This is a genomic window from Treponema denticola ATCC 35405, assembly GCF_000008185.1.
Lineage (GTDB): Bacteria > Spirochaetota > Spirochaetia > Treponematales > Treponemataceae > Treponema_B > Treponema_B denticola.
This window is the reverse complement of record NC_002967.9, coordinates 770,741-791,399: the sequence shown is the minus strand read 5'-3', so window position 1 is coordinate 791,399 and position 20,659 is coordinate 770,741. Positions and strand designations below refer to the sequence as shown.

Below are 20,659 nucleotides of genomic sequence, written 5' to 3'. Positions count from 1 at the left end.
TCTGCCTACTATAGTTTTTTTAAGGTTCATAAACATAATTTGTTCTGTATATAAAACCTTAGAGATTTAAGATTATAACCTTTTATCGATAAATTGCCAAGTCAGATGAAGCCGTATTTAAGATAAATTATTTTCCATATCCTATTAACCACCTCCATTTCAAAGAAGAAATTTCCCCTCTCCTTGACTTTCACCTATCGTAATGTTAGTATTCCCTCATATTTTATTTACATACCAGAGTAACATCACGGAGATTCTATGACTGAAAAACAGATTTTTCCATTTGTACAAATTGAAGGACAGGAAGATATAAAGCTTGCAATAATTTTAAATTTAATATGTCCTGCAATTTCGGGTGTTCTAATCCGTGGAGAAAAAGGAACAGGAAAGTCTACAATTGTGAGAGGAATAGGGGAGCTGATGCAAAGACAGGGAGAAAACCTTAAAGTTATAGAGCTTCCTATAAATGCTACTGAAGACAGAGTCGCCGGCTCAATCGATATTGAAAGAGTTTTAAAAACAGGCGAAAAAGTTCTTCAAAAAGGAATCTTAGCAGAAGCTGACGGTAATATTTTGTATGCGGATGAGATAAATCTCTTGGAAGATTATATAGTCGACCTCTTATTGGATGCGGCCGCCATGGGAGTAAACACAATAGAAAGAGACGGAATATCATACAGCCACTCATCCAAATTTATCCTGATAGGAACAATGAATCCTGAAGAAGGGGAACTAAGGCCTCAGCTTTTAGATCGATTCGGTTTATTGGTCGATGTAAAAAGTGAAAAGGATGGACACTTAAGGAAAGAAATTATAAAAAAAAGACTTGCTTTTGAAAATGATCCTGTGGAATTTATAAACGCCTCTCATAAAGAAGAAAAAAAATTAATATCAAAAATAAAAAAAGCTCAAAAACGCCTTCCTCTTATTAAGACAACGGATGAGATTTTAGATTTAGTTGTAAGCCTTTCTATAGGCTTAAATGTGGACGGCCACAGGGGAGACCTAACCTTAGTTAGAGCCGCCAAGGCCTATGCAGCCTTTCAAGAAAGAGATGAGGTTACAAAAGACGATATTATCCGTTTAGCACAAATGGTATATTCTCATAGGCTTAGGAAAAAGCCCTTTGAAGAAATAAATCCATTAAACCAAGCAGATATTGAGAACATCTTAAATGAAAGGCTTTGATTATCCTTTTAGTCTCCTCGTAGGTCAAAAAAAATTAGTAAGGGCTCTCCTTGTTCTTGCCGTCAGCGATAAAATAAACAGCCTGCTTATAGCCGGATGGAAGGGAACAGGAAAGACCATTGCAGCACGGAGCTTAAAAAATATTTCCGATATGTCCATAGTCAATATCCCGCTCAATATTACGGAAGATAATTTATTTGGCGGACTGGATATTAAAGCAAGCCTTGAATCAGGTAAAATCAAATTTCAGCATGGCATCTTAGATGGAGCCGAAAATAAAATTTTATATATTGATGAGATCAACCTCTTTCCTAACGAATATATCAACACAATATTAAATGTAATAGAAACAGGTTTTCTCCAGACAGAGCGTGATGGACATTCCAATAAAAAAATAATAGAGTCTAAGCTCATAGGCACAATGAATCCTGAAGAAGGATTTTTAAATAACTCGATTACCGACAAATTTTCAATCTATGTAGAAACGGATTCAAATCTAAATAAAGAAGAAAGACTAAAAATATTAAAAAGGAATTTAAGCCTTGATAAAGAAGACAAAATTACAATTGAAGCTCTAAAAAAAGAAGATAAAATTTTATCGAATAAAATTCATGATGCAAAAAAAAGAGTGAACGGAATAAAAATATCGGACTCGATAATTACAAAGGCTGAAGCCCTTAGTAAAGAAGCAAACTGTTTAGGCTACAGGGCAAGCACCTATCTTATACACACGGCAAGAGCTCTGGCAGCCATAGACAATCATCAATATATCACAGACGAAAACTTTCAAGAAGCTGCAGAACTTGTTCTTAAACATAGAAAAAACATCTTATCCGAAACCCAAAATAAAAATCAAATAAAATCGGACAAAGATAACAATGATAAAACAAAATCAGATAAAAATAAAACGGCAGAAAAACCTAATGAAAAAGACAATCAAAAAATAGAATCAAAATCCCGAATTTCGAATAATGAAAACGACGCTACGGAACATAACGGCAATAATACCAATAATCAAAATGGAATAAGCTATAAGAATTCGGATACGGAGCTTGCAGATAAAATTTTTAAGATAAAAAATCTTTTAAGCATTAATGAAGATAATTCTTTTAGAAAGGGTATGGGGAAACGAAATAAAACACGCACCAACGAATTAAAGGGAAAATCCTTCGGCTATACAAGGTCAAGTCAAAATCTTCATAACCTTGCTATTATACCCACAATAAAATCGGCAGCCTTACATCAAATAAAACCGAAAAAAGGCATTATTAAAATAAACAAGGATGATTATAAATTCAAAAGAAGAAAAACCCGTATAGGTGCCTCTATTATTTTTTTGGTAGATGCAAGCGGTTCTATGGGTGCTATGAAGAGGATGAAAGAAACAAAAAACACCATTCTATCTTTATTGATGGATTCTTACCAAAAGCATGATGAGGTTTCTATGATCACTTTTGCAGGAACAAGGGTTGAAATAATACTACCCTTTACAAGAAGCGTTTTACTTGCAAAAAGAGAGTTGCAGCTTATCCCTACAATAGGGAAAACGCCTCTAGCTCTAGGCTTAAACAAGGCTTTGGAATATTTTAAAATACATAGACTAAAAAATAAGGATATGATTCCCCTGCTCTTTTTAATTACGGACGGAAGGACTAATCACGGTTCCGTTTTTTTTGATGAACCTATTAAGGATGCTCTTTTTATTTCAAAAAAAATAAAAAATGCAAATATTTACTCTGTTGTTATAGATACCGAATCAGGTTTTGTAAAACTAGCTCTTGCCGAAGAGGTTGCAAAAAACTTAAATGCAAGATATTACCAAATAGAAGATCTAAAACCGGAACTCTTAACCGAGATTGTGCATCAAAACACAGAATACTCTCTATCTCGGATTGATGTTATGGAGGACAAGCGATGAATTTAACAGGAATATTTTACGGAGACTCCAGAATATTTGAATTTAAATCAGCCATAAAAGAGCTGAAAGACTCTGAGAAAATAAATTTAAATATTTTTTGCTTTGATGTCATAAAAGTAAACTCCGATAAAAACATCTTTCAAGAAATGTGCAGCAGGTTAAAAGATTCAGATGCGGTAATTATGCATTTTCACGGTTCATCCGCTCATTTACAAAACCTCGAAACGGTAATCCGAATTATAAAAGGTAAAAAGATTTTCTTTGATTGTTCAATCCCTGAAGAAATCAGATCAATTATGTCTTACAGTTCTATTAAACCGGAAGAATATATAAGACTGCTCACTTATTTTAAGGCAGGCGGAACGGATCAAATTACAGAGTTTATAAAGTTATTTTCAAACATTACAATAGGAACAAATTATATCTTAGCTCCTCCAAAAGAAAGAAAGGCTATAGGAATATATAAGGACGGACATTTACTTAATGTAGATGAAGAACAAAAAGTATTATCCGATATTGCCAATTCAAACAGAAATATCATAGGCCTTGTTGCACACTATCCTTTTTTGCTCAATCAAAACATGAGACATGTTGATGCTATTATTAAAGAATTAGAAAATCAAGGCGCAGACTGCCTTTGTATTATCGGAAGACTAGGCCCTCAAGATAATGATGGTGTGCTGCAAGCAATGGAAAAATATTTTTATTTTAACGGAAAATTAATTATAGACGCAATAATTTTAACAACGGGATATACCATATCTTCATACTATCAAAATGAATTTAAAAATTTTATTCATTCTTGTTTTGAAAATTTTAATCTTTCGGTATTTCAAGCTATTACAAGCTACCTTTCAAAGGAAGAATTTGAAAACTCACCTTCGGGTTTGGATATAGCCTCTGTATCATTAAACATATATCAACCTGAAATTGACGGACAAATTATTACTATTCCGATAGCTGCTTCCGAAGAAATAGAAAAAGATGGGATTGTAGGGAGAGTCTTCGTACCAATAACAGAACGGGTCAAGGTCCTATGTGAACTTGTAAACAGGTTTGCACAACTAAAAAATAAAAAACCTCAAGAAAGAAGAGTCGCCATTATTTTACACAACTATCCTCCAAGAAACGACCTAATAGGTTCGGCCCATGGATTGGATACGCCGAACTCTTTATGGAATATACTTCAATTTTTAAAAGAAGAAAACTATAACTTAGATTTTAACTTTTTAAACGGGCAGGAAATTATAGATGAATTAATACACAGGGGAACAAATGAATGGAAATGGACATCACCTGAAACAATTTGGAAATTTAAAGCCGATAAAGTGAGTTCTAAAACATATGAGGGCTGGTATAAAAACCTGCCGGAATTCAACCGCAGCGACTTAAAACAAAAATGGGGTAATCCTCCCGGCCTCTCAATGCTCATGAACGAGCATATCGTAATTCCGGGAATTATAAACGGAAATATTTATATCGGGCTTCAACCGGCACGAAGCCCCGAAGATGCAGTTGTAGAAACCTATCACGACACTCACAATCCGCCGCCTCATTCATACTTAGCCTTTTACAAATGGATTGACAAAATTTTTAAGGCAGATGCCGTTATCCATGTGGGAACACACGGCACCTTAGAATGGCTTCCAGGAAAGGAGATAGCCTTATCAAAAGAAAGCTATCCGGACATAAATATTTACTCTATCCCGCATCTTTATATTTATAATTTAGGTATCTTGGGAGAAGGAATGCAGGCAAGAAGACGCTCCCACGCTGCAATTTTAAGTCATTTGATTCCAAGCTTTACCGATTCGGATACCTATGACTACCTCCATGAAATGGAAGAGGACTTAGAAAAATATGAGCATGCCAAACAGTCTGCCCCCTCGCAACAAGATACTATAATACAAGATATTTTCAAACTTGCAGATGAACATTCTATTTTAAAGGATCTAAAAATAGAATATGAGGATGCAATTAAAAATCCGGAGCAAAATCTTATTTTGATTCATAATTGGATTCACAAAATAAAAAACTCCGTAGTAAGAGATGGACTTCACATATATGGAAAAGTGCCTGAAAAAAAGCGTCTCTTGCAATTAGTAAGAGGGTTATCCGTAATCGGACAAGAAGATACGGAGGGCTTAGAAGATTCAATTATAATTTCTTTGGGACATAATCCTAAGGATATCAGAAAAAATTTAAGCGATACCGAAAAAAATAATTTTAATGAATATAAAATTTTAGAAGAAGCAAATAGGATTGCAGAACAATTAATCAATGAAATAAACGAAATAGAATTTAATGAATCATTTATTGATAGGCTGCCTTTTTTTCAAAACAATAAATCTAATAATTCAGAATTAAAGAAAACCCTTAAATTTATTTGCAGGGAAGTATATCCTCGTCTTATACAAACTGATGATGAAAAGCGCTTCCTTATCAAAGGTTTAAACGGAGAATTTATTTTGCCCGGCCTTGGTGGAAATCCAAGCCGAGGTAATATCAAACTTCTTCCCACAGGAAGAAATTTTTATTCGATTAATCCTGAAGAAATTCCAAGCAAGGCTGCATATGAAACAGGAAAAAAATTAGCAGAAATTCAATTAAAGGCATATTATAGAGAACATAAGGCTTACCCTAAAAATATAGCCATAATTGTATATTCCACAAATACAATGAAAACCTATGGGGAGGATATTGGAGAAATATTTTTTCTTATGGGAGTTCGTCCCCTATATATTAAAAACACACAAACCGTATGCGGAGTGGAGGTAATTTCTCTTGAAGAACTAGGACGACCACGAATTGATGTTACAATGCGCATTTCAGGTCTTTTTAGAGACTCCTTTCCTAATTTAATTTTTTTAATGGATGAGGCTGTTAATGCGGTAGCATTTCTTGATGAAGATGATGAGATGAATCCGATTAAAAAAAATATTCAGGAAACAATTAAAAAATTTGTAGATGAAGGGATACATCCGGACAAGGCAAGGGATAGGGCATCGGTAAGAGTTTTTAGTGCTCCTTCAGGAACTTATGGAGCAGGAGTTGCAAATTTAATTGAGTCAAAAAAATGGCAAAACTTTGAAGATCTTGCCGAAGCATATATAACATGGAGCAGCCACGCTTATTCCAAAAAATTTCACGGAGAGAAAGATACAAGAGCCTTTGAAAATCTTTTAAGCAAAACCGATATGACTATCAAAAACGAGGTAAGCCGCGAAATAGATCTTTTGGATTGTGATGATTTTTATAATTATCACGGAGGCCTTATAGCTGCCGTAACAGCAAAGTCTGGAAAAAAGCCCTATGTTTCGGTAGGAAACACTGCCGATATCAATATTCCTGAAACCATGACCTTAGATCAAGAAACCGCCCGTATTATGCGCTCCAGAATTCTTAATCCGAAATGGCTTGAAGGTTTAAAAGAGCACAGCTATAAAGGCGCTCAGGAAATATCCAAGGTTATGGACAACATCTTCGGTTGGGATGCTACAGCAGACAATGTAGAGAACTGGATGTATGAAGATTTTGCAAACACTTTTCTATTTGATGAAGACACATTAAATTGGATAAGATCCGTTAATAAAAATGCAGCCTATCAAATAAGCGAGCGTTTACTTGAAGCAAATCAGCGTAAGATGTGGGATGCCAAACCTGAAAGCCTTGAAAAGTTAAAAAGAATATTTCTTGACATGGAAGCAGACTTGGAATCTTACGGAGAATAAAAATTATAACCAAACTATATCTATAGACAAATTATTTGATTTTGAGTATCATAAAAAAAATCTTGACAAAAAACAGAGTCCATTTAATTTATTTCAATACAGATTGAAATACCTTATTCAGCCGCAAAGCGTAGTGCTCCGACGCTTAAAACGGAGTAAAATAAAATTTCATAAGGAGATTATGATGAAAAAGCGAATTATTGTTTGGTTTGCCGCAATACTGATGCTGTCTTTTACATCGGCATGGGCAAAGGGAAGTCAAGAAGCAACAGGTAAAATGGGCCTTAAGAAAATAGGTCAACTGGAATTAAAGTATGCTAAATCTTTTTCTGTAGACTATTATGAACAGGGAATAAAAAAGTATAAGGATGTCGAAGGCCGTGAAGTTTGGTTCGTTCCAAGAGGTAAAACAATAGAGGGAGGAGAAAACCTGAATGTCATTGAAACACCTGTCAAGTCTTTAGTTATCTTATCGACAGTACATGCAACCCTTCTTCGTCCTATCGGAGAGTTGGATAAAGTTACAGGAACATCCGTACAATCCGATACATGGAAAATTCCTGAAATAAAAAAAGGAATGGATGACGGTAAAATAAAATTTGTCGGTAGTAAAAATGCTTTAGACTATGAAATGCTTCATGCATTAAATGCAGACGCCATTTTATTGACTTATGAAAATATGGCAAGAACGCCCGGTATAATTTCCAAGTTTAATGAACTGGGACTTAAATGGATAGGAGTTTCAAATCATCAAGAAGCCGACCCCCGAGCCCGTCTTGAATGGATAAAATTTGCCGGAGAAATAACCGGAAAAGAGAAAGAAGCAAATAAGTATTATGAAAGAGAATTGGCAAAAATAAATGCGGTAGAAGAAATGAACAAAAAATCTGCAAATAAGACTACCTTTGCTTCGGCTTTTATGTCTAAGGATATCTTTTATGTTCGAAATGCAGGAGATTACAATGTAAAAATGTTTGAGATACTTGGAATCAAATATATTTTCAAAGACTTAAATCCCGATAAAAACGGAAACACAAAAATGAATGCTGAAGAATTTTATAAAGTAGCTGAGAAAGCAGACTTCTTCTTTTACGACAGCGTAAACGGAAGTGCTATTAAAAGCACCTCAGATTTAATTGCTTTTGCCGAATATTTAAAAGACCTAAAAGCAGTAAAAGAAAATATGGTTTGGGGAGTTAAGCCTAATTACTATCAAAGTGCAGATCATGTTGCAGATATGATTGAAGAATTAAATAAGATAATTCATTCAAAACCGGGCGAGTTAACCGAAACAGAATATTTCTACTTATTCAGTAAACCGCTTTCTGCAGAAAAAAAATAACACATGAATACCGAAAAGAAAAAGCGGATTATTATAGTTTTTATATTCCTATCAATTTTATTTATATTTGCGGTATTAATAAATATTGTTTCAGGTTCCGTATCTTTTAGTTTAAAAGATATTTTGGATATCTGTATAGGAGAAAGAACTCCAAGCACCTTAGAATATAATGTTTTATTTAAAATACGTTTTCCGAGGATTCTTGCTGCTATTCTTTTCGGTATTGCCTTATCAATATCGGGATTTTTATTACAAACTTTTTTTAGGAACCCTATAGCAGGGCCTTATGTATTAGGGATTTCCTCAGGTGCACGCCTTTTTGTAGGATTTATAATTTTAACTAATTTTACATTTAACATTGCCCTTAATTCCCTCTTCTTAGTATTTTTAGCCTCTGCCATAGGAAGTCTTTTATCAATGCTTTTGGTATTAGTCTTTGCAAAACGGGTAAGAGATATTTCAATATTAATTGTTGTAGGTATTATGATAGGTTACATAGCCTCTGCAGGAACTAATTTTATGATAGCTTTTGCTTCCGATTATAAAATTGCGGGCCTTACTATGTGGTCGATGGGCAGTTTTTCAGGTATCACATGGAAGATGATTCGGATTTCAAGTATAATTATTATTCCTTCCGTAATCGGAGTATTCTGTTTGTCAAAGCCATTACAAGCTTACCTCCTCGGAGAAAACTATGCAAAAAGCATGGGAGTTAATATTAAAAATTTCAGACTGGTCCTTATTTTTCTATCGAGCATTCTTTCTGCCTGCGTTACAGGCTTTGCAGGGCCAATATCCTTTGTAGGTATAGCAGTCCCGCATTTAACCCGCCTTACAGTTTCAACCTCACAGCCTAAAATACTGATACCGGCAGTTACATTGATGGGCGCCAGTTTTTGTCTTTTAAGTGATTATTTTGCCAGAACCTTATTTGCACCAACAGAGCTGAGTCTCAGTACAATTACATCCATGATAGGAGCTCCCATTGTAATTTGGCTAATGGTAGGAAAAAATAAAAAATATGGATCTATTTAAATTAAAACAGCTTGATGTCGGATACGGTAATTCCGTTATCGTCGGGAATGTTGAGATAGAATTACAGCACGGACAAATACTTTGCCTTATGGGGCCTAACGGCTCAGGTAAGTCAACAATAATCAAAACAATTACACAACATATAAAAAAATTGGGCGGAAAAGTTTTTATAGGTGAAGAAGATATTGAAAAACTCAGTAATATAGAACAAGCAAAAAAAATGAGTGTAGTCTTGACCGACAGGATAAATCCTCATCTTATGACTGCCGAAGAAATCGTTGCAACAGGTAGATACCCTCACACAAATAAATTCGGAAAAATGACGGAAGCAGATTACATAGCTGTTGATGATGCAATAAAAATCGTAGACGGAGAGGTATTAAAACACAAAGAATTTCTTTCGTTAAGCGATGGTGAAAAACAGCGAATAATGATTGCACGAGCGATTTGTCAAGAAGCTGACTTAATAATTCTTGACGAACCGACTTCTTTTTTGGATATCAGATATAAAATTGACCTTTTGGGAATCTTACGAACCTTGGCCCGTAAAAAAAACAAGATTATCATTCTTTCCTTACACGAACTTGATTTGATACCTAAGATTGCAGATAAAATCATTTTAATTTTGGACAAGGATAATTACCTATACGGCACACCGGAAGAAATTATAAGCGATACATCAATTCGTAAGGCCTTTGATATCAAAAACGGTTCATATAATACCCTCTTAGGAAATATAGAACTGGCACGCCGAGATACCTCCTCTAAAATTTTTGTTGTCGGAGGTGAAGGCAAAGGAATTCCTGTATATCGGCTGCTCAATAAGTATGAAATCAATTTTAACTCAGGTATACTCTTTGAAAATGATTTGGATACGCCAATAGCAAAAGCACTAAGTACAAACCATCTGACTCAAAATTCTTTTGAAACTATAAACGATAAAATATTTGATGAAGCAAAACTCGTGATCGAAAAATCAGAAATTATTATAGATTGCGGTGCATCTTTTAACGGTATAAATAGTAGAAATTTAGATTTAATAAAATATGCAGAAGAATTAAACAAAAAAATTCTCTCCTTAAAAGAAAGACAAGAGTATGCTGATTATACTTATTGTAATACCTTTTCACAATTATTAAAGACCATTAAATGTTTAAGCAAATAAAAAAAGCGGTACAGCGGCAAAAATGCTCCATTTTAAAGAATGGGGTCATTCTTGTACTACTGCACCGCCGACTAACACGAAAGAAGCCTACGGTATAAAACGCATAAGCTCCGAAAGGCATTACAGGAATTTGCAGCCTTTATTTCGGTATTCCGAAATTTCCGCGATAATAGCATTGACGTCCATAACCATTTCCATCATGCTTACCTGCTCTTCATAGACCGCAGGGTCTATTTGGCTCTTAATTTCCGGTTCTGCCACGTGATAGCACAAGAGTCCCAACGAGACTCCAGCCAATGGACCTGCAAAAGTCGGGTCGCCTACTGTAACAGTTTCGCAGGCTAAACCTGAAGATTCGGCTTCTGCACCGCCCAAAAGAACGATTACGTTCTCAGGACCGTATTTTTCAGCTAAATCCTTGACTCGCTTTTGGTTTTCCAAGTCCATTGCTCCTGCGCTTGTTCAGACAAAGCATTCGGTTGCAGCATATACAACCTCAGCACCTGCCGATTCTGCACAGAGCTTAATAGCCTCCCCGGGAACGCCGTCTCGGTCACCAATGATGATGACTTTTTTGGTTTTCAAATCAACCATAGCATCCTCCTAGGATAAATTTTTTAAGGCAGGATAACCTGCCCCACGGTCTATTAAACCGTATCTTTAAAAAGCCGTTAAAAAACTTATCGTCTTTTTCCGGCTTAAAAGATTAAAACTTAAGATTAGATGTATTTTTTTACCATCTCTTCGATTTGATTAATGGTCAAATCGCTTCCGGTAACGCTGTCTTTTCTCTCACCGTCAATATAGATGAGCATTGTGGGAAGACCTAAAACCTGCTCTTTCATAGCAACGCGTCTTGCACCGTCAATATTGAATGAGCAAAACTTTGCCTTTCCGGCATGGCGTTCTGCCATTGCGTGAACATCCGGCATTAATTGTTTACAGGGAACGCATCCGTCCGACCAAAAATCTACAAAGGTTACACCCTTTGACTGATGAACTTCTTGTTCAAAATTTTCTTTTGTCAATTCAATCATTTTTTTTCTCCTATAAAGACTTTTTGCAGGAAACCTCAGTTTCCGAAAAAAGTTTTTTCAAGCGGTTTGTTTACAAACCGCATATAATAATGCGATGTTTTGTACCTTTGGTACAAAACTCGATAGATAAACAGTGAGGCTGAATTCCTGCCGAACCGTTTATCGTATCTCCTTATTTTTTCATAGCCATTTTGGCTTTGATATCGTCGATATAGTGGCCTGCCCAAATACCGGCAAGCGCACCGTCGGCAGCTGCTGTAACAACCTGCCGTGATTCTTTTTGAATAACATCGCCTACGCCGTAAATACCGGGTACGTTTGTTTCCATTTTTCCGTTTGTGAGGATGTAGCCGTTTTCATCAAGGTCTACCAAGCCCTGAATAAAGGCGGTTTGAGGATTGTGTCCGATAAATACGAATACGCCTTCTGTATCGAATTTGGAGGTTTCGCCTGTTTTTGTATCCTTTAAGATAACGCTGTCTACAAGGCCTTCTCCGCAAACTTCTTCAACAACGGCATTCCACTTAAAGGCCATTTTGGGGTTGGCAAAAGCCTTTTCCTGAATGGATTTTGCAGCTCTAAGTTCATCCCTTCGGTGAATGATAGTTACCTTGTCGGCAAATTTTGTAAGATACATAGCTTCTTCAACAGCAGAGTCTCCGCCGCCGATAACTACGATTTCGCACTCTTCAAAGAAGGCACCGTCGCATGTTGCGCAGTATGAAACACCCTTGCCCCAGTGCTCTTTTTCGCCCTTACAGCCGAGCTCTCTGGCACTTGCACCTGTTGCAACAACAACAGCCAAGCATTCATACTTTACGCCGTCACTTCCGTGAACAATGCGCGTAGGTGAATTGGGAACAAGCTCGATTTTTTCGGCTCTTGCTCTTTTGAATTCAACACCGAATTTTTCGGCATGTTTTTTAAAGGCTTCGGTCAGAGCAGGACCTGAAGATTCAGGGAAACCGGGGTAGTTTTCGATTTCTTCAGTGATATAGCACTGTCCGCCTTGATTGGGCTTTTCTTCAAGAATAACCGTCTTTAATTTTGAACGGGCTGCATAAATTCCTGCGGCCATACCGCCGGGACCGCCTCCAATTATAACCAAATCATATTTTTCTGACATAAAGTCCTCCTAAATATCTCCTTAAATATATCAGTTTTTCGCATTTTAATCAAGATGTACATCTAAACCGAGATATTTTCTAAAAAAATCTTAAAAACCTTGAAATAGGTCTAGAAACGGTCTATACTGTATATGATGATAGAAAAATACGCCGAGTGCAGTTACAAAAGTTCTCAGCAAAAAAATGCAAAAAGTTGTGAAAACTACTTGACACAACTGTGTGTATCGGGCAAAATTCGCAGCCTCGCAGCCTCGCAGCCTCGCAGCCTCGCAGCCTCGCAGCCTCGCAGCCTCGCAGCCTCGCAGCCTCGCAGCTGAGGCCTTCCCATGCCTAAATAAGTTTACAATCAAACACAAACAAATTTACTCACATAAAAAACCGCAACGCCTGCCAAGCCTTGAGCTTCGCTCAACTTTGCAAAGGAATAATCGGAATGTTCTTATGGATTGGGACAATTCAATCCAAAACAAATTCCCCCGAAACCTTAAACCCGCGGGGTTTCCAAAGGGGTGTCCCCTTTGGCAGACGGAAAAGGAAGGAGGGGTTTGGGGAGGAAGGAAAACCTGTTCTGTCGGGGTGTCCTTCCTCCCCTAAACATGGAGGATTTTATGACAAAGTTTAGAACACACAACAAAAAGAAGGGAGCCGCGGCGCTCATCACAGCCGCAGTTTTAACGCTGGCACTGCTTTTTACCGCCTGCCCGAATAATGCGGGCGGGAGCAAGCCGGAGCCCACACCGCCGCCGGTAACAAAGTACAAGGTAGAGCTTGACCGCAATATATGCGGCAATGTAAGGGTAACGCCTGCACTGAGCGAAAACGGCATGGTAGCCGAAAACACCGTGCTCACTTTTACGGCAGAACCGCTTCAAGGCTATGATCTTGAAAAGTGGGAGCTTGACGGCACGGCGGTAAACGGCACAGCGCTTACCTACACGCTCAAAGTTACGGCAAACGCAAAGGTTTTTGTATTCTTTAAACGGAACGGCGGAACGCCTCCTGCCATGCACACGGTAACGCTTACCGAGCCGGAGCACGGCAGTGTAGATACTGTTCCGGTAATCCCGCCCGGCCATCACAAAGTGCCCGAAGGCACCGAACTTATCTTTAGGGCAGAACCGGATGCAGGCTATGCGGTAGATAAGTGGACGGTTTCGTCGGGCTCATTTTTACTAGGCGGCACCGACGGAAGCACGAGCGCAACGCTTAAAATCACCGAAGCCGTTACCGTAACCGTAACCTTTAAGCAGGTACTATGTAAAATCGATTTCGGCGTGGACGGTACGGACGGCACGCTTACGGCAAAAGTTGACGGCAGCGAAATCCATTCGGGCGATATGGTGGAACATGGCAAAACCATCGTCTTTAGGGCAACGCCGGCATATTCGAGTTATGCGGTCGAACAATGGACGAACAACGGAACGGTCATATCGGGAGGAGCAAACACAACCTACAACCACACCGTAACGGCAGCGGCAAATATCAAAGTAAAGTTTAAATATACCGGTCCCGCGCTCACGGTAGATACAACAGAGCTTACCGGAACGGTAGGACGTACCTTTAGACACCGGTTCGTAACGGGAGGATCCGGCAGCTACACGGCGGAAGCTGAAACACCGGACATCCTCACACTTTTCACAGCCGACCTGAACAGTCAGGGTGAAATCGGGATGCGGTGCGAACAAGTCGGTTCAACGCGCATAAAGATAACCGACACGGTAAGCGGGCAAACCGCTTTTTCAGGCCTCATTACCGTAAAACCGGACGAAGACTACTTTGAAGAAGGCGGCATGCGCTACCGCATAACGGACAAAACCGCCCGAGAGGTGAGCGTAACCGCAGAGACAGCTCATTATATCTACGCGCCGTATACGGTACCATCGCTTACCATACCCAAAGAAGTTGCCCACGGCGGCATAACCTACACGGTAACGAGCGTAGAGAGAGTCGGTGGGTGGGGAACTACGCTGCAAAGCGTAACGGTCGCATCCGATAACGCCTACCTTTTGGCCGAAAACGGCGTTATCTTTAACAAAGATAAAACCGTACTGTTAGGTTATCTGCCGGATAAACCGGATGTTTTTTACACCGTTCCTGCAAGCGTAATAAGATTGGGAGATGGCTCTTTTTCAAACGTTCCCGCACTGACATCCCTTACATTGCCAAACGGCTTAAAGACTATTGGAGATAAGGCGCTTTGGAACTGCGAAAACCTTGTTGTGCTTAACCTGCCGTCTTCGCTGGAATCTATCGGCTGGCGTTCGCTGGGGTATATAAAGGTTAGCTCGATAGTTGTGCCGGAAAACATAACGCAGCTTTGGGACTTATTTCTTTCCTATTGTCCTGAATTGACGTCGGTCGAGCTCCCCTCAACGCTTACCGAAATGAGGGGGGATGTCCTTGTGTACGATCCTAAACTGAAGACGGTAAAGTGCAAAGCGGCAAATCCGCCGGTCATTGACGGCAACGCATTTAAAAGCACGCCCATCGCATCCGCAAGGCTCATCGTACCCGCCGGTTCCAAAGCACTCTACCAAGCCGCAGAAGGCTGGAAAGACTTCGGCACGATTGTGGAGTATTGATGGTGCCGTTCTAATCGGCATACGGCGAGTGTTTGAAAATCGTATATCCGTGTACGATTTTTAACACGAGTTTCGGCAGGCTTACGCCTGCCGAAACATCGCCGGACTTACAGCGTTTCCGGCATCGTGTGTCCTGCACGGCTTTCAATCGTTGAAATCACCCCCTCCGCACGGATCATCAAATTTTTAACAGACAGGATACTTGATTTTTGGAAGCTTATGTATTACATTGTAGTAAGAGGTATTATAAATGACTACAATATCAGCAAAAATTACACAGAACGATAAAATAAGTTTTGAACGAATCTGTGATTCTATGGGAATCAATATTTCTTCGGCTATCAATTCTTTTGTAAAGGCCACGATTCGGGAAAATGGCCTGCCCTTTGCACTGAAAGCATCCGAGGATCCGTATATTTATTCGGAAGAAAATATGAAATATTTGCGTAAAAGTATACATCAGATTGAAACCGGAAAATGTCAAATTCATGAACTGAAGGAAACTGACTGATGGTAAAAGTTTGGTCTGATATTGCATGGAAAGATTATTGCCGCCTTTTTGATAAACATCAGCAAAAATTGATAAAAAGTACACATGATTTAATTAAAGATATTGAAAGAAATGGCATTGATAAGGGAAAAGGACAACCTGAACCATTAAAGCATGAATTATCAGGGTATTGGAGCAGAAGAATAGATGCGGCAAATCGACTTGTATATAAAGTTGAAGATAATAAATTATATATTGTTCAGTGCGGTACACATTATCATCAATAAAAAATGCGTGCGTTCTGCACGGTTTACATCACTCCCTTTTAAAGTCATTTAATCTGTGATATAATGAAAAACAGGGGGACGGTTGAAGCTCACGGCTCAAATAGTGCCTCTCGCTTCAACTTCGAGTTTCATCAGGCTGTCGCCTGATGAAACATCGTTTATTTTTAGGAGGAAGCTATGCCTACAATGACCATGACAAATAAACTGTATCAAGAATTGGAACAAGCAGCCCAAATGACCAGAGTGGCAAAAGATACCATCTTAGAAAATGCCCTCAGCCGCTACCTTGCCGAATTGAAGGAAGATGCCGAAGACGCAGTGTGTGCCGAAAAAGCGTGGAATGACTTTGAAAAAAGCGGGAAAAAAACATACACCATCGCCGAAATGCGGCACGAGTTAGGTCTATGAAAGTCGTCTTGACGGAAACATTTAAAAAGCAACTAAAAAAATTGGATGCGACAATCTCAAAGCGTGTTTTGGATTATCTTGAACAAATTGAGCTTCTTGATAATCCGCGTTCCCGCGGAAAAGCGCTTACTTCAAATCTTTCAGGGCTATGGCGGTACCGCGTCGGCGATTACCGCATTTTATGCCGCATCTGTGACGATAAGCTAATTATCACCGTCATCGAAATCGGGCACCGCTCAACGGTGTACCGATGAACAGAGGATAACTATCCCTTTTAAAGTCATTTAATCTGTGATATAATACAAAACAGGAGGTATGCTATGCAAAAACGCTTTGATGATTTAACGATTACCGATATAACTTATCAAAAAACAGTCGACCAAGCAGGCTATGCAAAAAGCATACGTCTTGATGTGTGGGTTACCGGCAGCGATGGTAGCATGTATGACGTTGAGATGCAAACTACAAATAAACAAGACCTTGATAAACGCTTACGCTACTATCAATCGGTTATTGATGTGAGCAGCCTTGAAAAGGGCGGGCATTATACCGACTTACCCGATTCATTCATCATCTTTTGCTTTTTTGGAATACATGAACGGCATAACAAGCGACAGCCCCTTTATCCGCAAGGTAGATCGGTATATCAAAGAACTAAAAGAAAATGAGGAGAGGAGGAAAGAATACATGTTAATACAAGCATTTGAAATGGATGCACGAAAAGACGGCATACAACAAGGTTTGCGGCAAGGTATACAACAGGGTAAATCCATCGGTCTTGCTGAAGGTTCCCGTCAAGCAAAGCTCGAAACGGCTCGGATTTTAAAACAGCTTGGGGATTCCGTAAAAAAGATAATGCAAGCTACCGGCCTCACCCAAGAAGAAGTCGAATCGATTAGCTAATTGGTAGTCTGGTTTATCCCCTTAAAAGAAATGAATAAAAAACTTTTTTTTGTCATTTTAATCGTATTTTTTTTCTCAAGGCCTTTTTATGCTCAAAAAGTCAGCGAAAAAAAGGATATTGCCGTCTTTGCAACTTCCTATTATGGCCGGCATATTCCAAACGAATTCATTGAGATGATTGATGAAGCTATTATGAATGTCTTTTTTAATCTTGAACGTTTTAATATAATAGGCTTGGAATACAGGCTTGCCTCAACAGATGTAGACATATTTATTGAGCTTATAAACCGCTCGCGAGAAGAAAACACAGAACTGCCCGAATCCGTTTTAATGGGCCTGGAAGCCTTTACAAAAGCAGACTGGGAAAAAACAGTCAATTCTTATTATGTAGTGATGCCTATAATTAAAGATTATTCAATTTCGATGGAACGATATGATGATTTGTTTTTGGGAGAAACGGACGGATATAGGGTAGAAATTGCTTTGGAATTCTACATATATTCTTCAAAAGAAGATTTAAGAGAAAAAATTGATATAAAAATAAGCTCTATTGACAAAACCTATGAGAAAGCATACAACACGGCACTTAAAAGTCTATCGAAAAAATTAGATCTTGAGCTGCGTAAGATCGAAGCATTTACCATAAAAACAGGAATAATCAAGGCAGAAAAAGGAACCGTTCACTTTGAACTCGGTAAAAAAATGGGAGTAAAACTTGGAGATGAATATGTTGTTTTAAGTGAAGACGGAAGAAGAGAAATAGGCTTAATTGTTGTTACCGAAACGGAAAGTGATTTTTCGAAAGGATTAATACTTTATTCGAAAAAGCCATTAAATTTAGGGGATGCTATTAAAGAGGTCCCTCACGGGCCTTTCGAATACAGGGCCTATGCCCTGGGTGAGTTCGGCCTTTTCTTTGCCGAAAGAGGTTTATATGACGGAGGCGGAACATTCGGCATTAATGTTTCGGGAACAAGAGGCTTTTACCGCTTTAGACCCTGCTTCGGAGTCGAGATGACATTTGACTCTCAAAGTCCTAAAATCCTTTCTATAGGAGCACCTATAACCATATTCGGAGGTGCAGAAATAGGAAATACATATCTTAGGCGTTTACAAATCTTGCCTACAATTCAATTTTATTATACAATGATTGTAACCGATTCTAAAAAAAGTATTCCGATTCCTGCAGGAGCCGGGCTTAAAGCCTTTGTACATACAAGTTTTCTTGTAACAAAGAATTTTAAAATAGGAGGCGACGTGGGCATAAAAACGGGAGCAACCTTTTATAACGGGATAGGAGGAATCCTAAGATTTATCGCCGGAATCGGCTTTACAATAAAATTATAATTTTTATGGGAGAAATACAATGAAAAAAAATTTACTTTTTTTGTTTTTAACTGCATCTTTCTTCTTTTTTTCCTGTGCAAGCCTTGAAGATGCCTTAGACGTAAAGAAACCTGCTTATAAGGAAACAAAAGAATATACTTCAATGGGAGAGGCTTCTTCCTTTTTGCAGGCTATAAATAAGGCAAAAGTTGGAGCGATCAGGCAAGGAGTCATAGATATCATCGGTTCAGAAGCTGAAAAAAACAACTATGAACGAATTGAAGAAGAACTTTACAATACCGAATATCCGAATAAGTATGTAGTAAACGAAAAAATGGACGTACTACAAAAATCAAAAAACGGAGGAGTATACATAATTAAAATTAAAATCCCCGTAAAAATGAATGAGGTTTCAGCAGTTCTTTCTAAAGCAGGTATTTTTTATCAAAAAAATTCAAGCAATAAAACTATGGATGATATAGTTTTCGGAAACGGACAATCACAAGGAAATCCTCAAGTTTCACAAAAACCTAAGGATGCAGACCTTATTTTAAAAGAAGCCCAAGCTTCTGCCGAAGGCAAAAAAAATCTTCAATTTTTAAATAATTATATCGAAAACATGACCTACATGGTTTTTGATGCCGAAGAATCAGATGCCGATAGATTTTTACTTAAAGCCGCAGTAGAAACGGGAAATGCCTTTCTTTTAAAACAGGGATATAGAGCAATAGACTCAAAAGAGGTCGAAAAGCTAAAAAAAGATAATGCCCTCATTTACCAAGAAAGCACCGATGAAGGAATGTCGGCTATTCAGTTGATAGCCCAAAAGTTAAACGCCGATGTATATATGGAAATTGATGCGGTAACCGAAGGCGGTTATGAAACAAGCGGCTATTACGGTTCGGCAAAGATAACCTTAAAGATATTCAATCCGTCTACAGGAGAGTTACTCGGTTCTGTTCCGTACACAAGCCAAAAAACGTTTAGCCGAGTAAGCAGCTATGATGCTCAGTCGAACGCTATTCAATCCGCAGTAAACAAGGCTCTGCCGATGGCTGTCGATCAGGCAAAGATTCTTTTAGCCAAAGCCTATTCCCGCGGAATACGCTATGAAATTATTATAAACGAAACACCTGACAGCAAGAGCATGGCTCGTTTTAGAAAAGCTTTAAGCGGAAATGTAAACGATATAAAAACCTTATATCAATCCTCGGCACAAACAAAATATGCAGTTTCATTTTTCGGAACTATTGATGACCTTGAAGCTGTCATATATGATACTGCAGATTCGGTTCCGGGTTTTGAAAACATAAAATTGGTAATGCTAAGGGGTAAGACCTTAACATTTAAATCGGGCTTTTAAATTGGACGTAGATTACGCCTAATTTTAAAAATATATTTGCATTATTTTAGGAGGCAAGATATGAAAAAAGCAATTAAGATTATGTTCCTTGCAGGATTTGCAGTTATAGCCTTAGCAGGCTGTGCAAACAAATTAAAACCGCTTGGAACCGTATCGAGCAAGATTAAGAAACCGGAAATGCTCGACCACAAAAACTTTAAATGGGATAAGCCTGTTCCCGGATGGGTTGCAGAAGAACCCAATGTCATCGAAAAAACGTCTGACTATAAGGGTAAGGATGTTTATCTTTTTAAATTTGAATCGCCCAGATCAAAGAGCTTGGAAGGAGCCGAACTATGGACAAGAGATTTTTCGGTCCCTTCCGAAATGGCCAGAATGGTTAAGGTAAGAGTAGAAAGCAAGGCAGCTGCTGCCGCTGCAGGCGATAAGGATAAGATTGAAGGCTATCTTGAAGATATAGTCAAAACAATTACCTCCACAAAACTTTCCGGCTTTAAAAAGGAAACCGATTATTGGGTTCAGATGAGATACTTTGATGCCGATGGAAATCCTGATGGAGATGACTATACCTATTTAGTCTTATACAGCATCTCCAAAAAAACTTTGGATAAACTCATCCAGAATGCAATCAACGGAGCAGATGAAGATAAGCCCAAGAGCGAAGAAGAAAAGGCTGTCCGCCAAAGAGTAAAGGAAGCTCTTTCAGAAGGCTTATAAATCTTTTTAATCTACGGAAGAAAGAAAAGCCTTTATCAAA

Annotated in this window: 19 protein-coding genes; 16 read left to right on the top strand and 3 right to left on the bottom strand. The window is 38.4% G+C overall.

All coding sequences use genetic code 11. The features are described 5' to 3' along the window. The first annotated feature begins 258 nt into the window (after positions 1-258). From TDE_RS03640 to TDE_RS03615, 6 genes are all read left to right on the top strand, one after another. Entirely contained in the window at positions 259-1,188 is a 930-nt protein-coding gene (locus TDE_RS03640) for an ATP-binding protein (protein ID WP_002682012.1), read from the top strand. Continuing rightward, positions 1,175-3,106, top strand: coding sequence for a magnesium chelatase subunit D family protein (locus TDE_RS03635; RefSeq protein WP_002682011.1), 1,932 nt, complete (start codon positions 1,175-1,177; stop codon positions 3,104-3,106). Before TDE_RS03640 ends, TDE_RS03635 begins: the two co-directional genes overlap by 14 nt. Then, positions 3,103-6,837: a cobaltochelatase subunit CobN gene (gene cobN, locus TDE_RS03630; RefSeq protein WP_002682010.1), complete on the top strand. Its 3,735-nt coding sequence runs from the start codon at positions 3,103-3,105 to the stop codon at positions 6,835-6,837. The genes TDE_RS03635 and cobN overlap by 4 nt, the downstream gene beginning before the upstream one ends. A 184-nt stretch (positions 6,838-7,021) precedes the next feature. After that, positions 7,022-8,179, top strand: a complete 1,158-nt coding sequence (locus TDE_RS03625) for an ABC transporter substrate-binding protein (protein WP_002682009.1) — start codon at positions 7,022-7,024, stop codon at positions 8,177-8,179. Positions 8,180-8,182: 3 nt separating this feature from the next. Next, positions 8,183-9,214 (top strand): FecCD family ABC transporter permease, encoded by a 1,032-nt coding sequence (locus TDE_RS03620; protein ID WP_002682008.1) that lies wholly within the window; start codon positions 8,183-8,185, stop codon positions 9,212-9,214. Next, positions 9,201-10,379: an ABC transporter ATP-binding protein gene (locus tag TDE_RS03615; RefSeq protein ID WP_002682004.1), complete on the top strand. Its 1,179-nt coding sequence runs from the start codon at positions 9,201-9,203 to the stop codon at positions 10,377-10,379. Before TDE_RS03620 ends, TDE_RS03615 begins: the two co-directional genes overlap by 14 nt. Positions 10,380-10,499: 120 nt before the next feature. On the opposite strand, the gene grdA is transcribed toward TDE_RS03615, so the two are convergent. The 3 genes from grdA to trxB all read right to left on the bottom strand — a co-directional run bounded on the left by grdA (position 10,500) and on the right by trxB (position 12,542). Continuing rightward, positions 10,500-10,973 carry a glycine/sarcosine/betaine reductase complex selenoprotein A gene (gene grdA, locus TDE_RS03610; protein WP_010956809.1) on the bottom strand — a complete coding sequence of 158 codons (474 nt, stop codon included), beginning with the start codon at positions 10,971-10,973 and terminating at the stop codon, positions 10,500-10,502. 125 nt (positions 10,974-11,098) lie between these two features. Then, complete coding sequence (gene trxA / locus TDE_RS03605; RefSeq protein WP_002682000.1) at positions 11,099-11,416, bottom strand: thioredoxin TrxA; 318 nt, start codon at positions 11,414-11,416, stop codon at positions 11,099-11,101. 172 nt (positions 11,417-11,588) lie between these two features. Continuing rightward, entirely contained in the window at positions 11,589-12,542 is a 954-nt protein-coding gene (gene trxB / locus TDE_RS03600; RefSeq protein WP_002681998.1) for a thioredoxin-disulfide reductase, read from the bottom strand. A 609-nt stretch (positions 12,543-13,151) separates the two neighbouring features. Here trxB and TDE_RS03595 point away from each other — a divergent pair. The 10 genes from TDE_RS03595 to TDE_RS03555 all read left to right on the top strand — a co-directional run bounded on the left by TDE_RS03595 (position 13,152) and on the right by TDE_RS03555 (position 20,619). Continuing rightward, positions 13,152-15,125, top strand: coding sequence for a leucine-rich repeat domain-containing protein (locus tag TDE_RS03595; RefSeq protein WP_010956807.1), 1,974 nt, complete (start codon positions 13,152-13,154; stop codon positions 15,123-15,125). Positions 15,126-15,375: 250 nt separating this feature from the next. Beyond that, a complete protein-coding gene (locus tag TDE_RS03590) occupies positions 15,376-15,636 on the top strand; it encodes a type II toxin-antitoxin system RelB/DinJ family antitoxin (RefSeq protein ID WP_002681992.1) in 261 nt (86 codons plus the stop codon). After that, on the top strand, positions 15,636-15,902 hold the full coding sequence (locus TDE_RS03585) for a Txe/YoeB family addiction module toxin (protein WP_002681991.1): 267 nt from the start codon (positions 15,636-15,638) through the stop codon (positions 15,900-15,902). Before TDE_RS03590 ends, TDE_RS03585 begins: the two co-directional genes overlap by 1 nt. Positions 15,903-16,079: 177 nt before the next feature. Beyond that, positions 16,080-16,310 (top strand): ribbon-helix-helix domain-containing protein, encoded by a 231-nt coding sequence (locus TDE_RS03580; protein WP_002681987.1) that lies wholly within the window; start codon positions 16,080-16,082, stop codon positions 16,308-16,310. After that, positions 16,307-16,564: a type II toxin-antitoxin system RelE family toxin gene (locus tag TDE_RS03575; RefSeq protein ID WP_002681985.1), complete on the top strand. Its 258-nt coding sequence runs from the start codon at positions 16,307-16,309 to the stop codon at positions 16,562-16,564. The genes TDE_RS03580 and TDE_RS03575 overlap by 4 nt, the downstream gene beginning before the upstream one ends. A gap of 66 nt (positions 16,565-16,630) precedes the next feature. Then, positions 16,631-16,978 carry an Rpn family recombination-promoting nuclease/putative transposase gene (locus TDE_RS13250; protein ID WP_002681984.1) on the top strand — a complete coding sequence of 116 codons (348 nt, stop codon included), beginning with the start codon at positions 16,631-16,633 and terminating at the stop codon, positions 16,976-16,978. 19 nt (positions 16,979-16,997) lie between these two features. After that, positions 16,998-17,213: a hypothetical protein gene (locus tag TDE_RS13245; RefSeq protein ID WP_002681981.1), complete on the top strand. Its 216-nt coding sequence runs from the start codon at positions 16,998-17,000 to the stop codon at positions 17,211-17,213. A 30-nt stretch (positions 17,214-17,243) separates the two neighbouring features. After that, positions 17,244-18,560 (top strand): hypothetical protein, encoded by a 1,317-nt coding sequence (locus tag TDE_RS03565; protein WP_002681979.1) that lies wholly within the window; start codon positions 17,244-17,246, stop codon positions 18,558-18,560. Between the two features lie 19 nt (positions 18,561-18,579). Further along, the gene (locus TDE_RS03560; RefSeq protein ID WP_002681975.1) at positions 18,580-19,902 is read left to right on the top strand and encodes a hypothetical protein; all 1,323 of its coding nucleotides are present in this window, start codon (positions 18,580-18,582) and stop codon (positions 19,900-19,902) included. Between the two features lie 60 nt (positions 19,903-19,962). Continuing rightward, complete coding sequence (locus tag TDE_RS03555) at positions 19,963-20,619, top strand: hypothetical protein (protein WP_002681973.1); 657 nt, start codon at positions 19,963-19,965, stop codon at positions 20,617-20,619. Positions 20,620-20,659 lie beyond the last annotated feature (40 nt).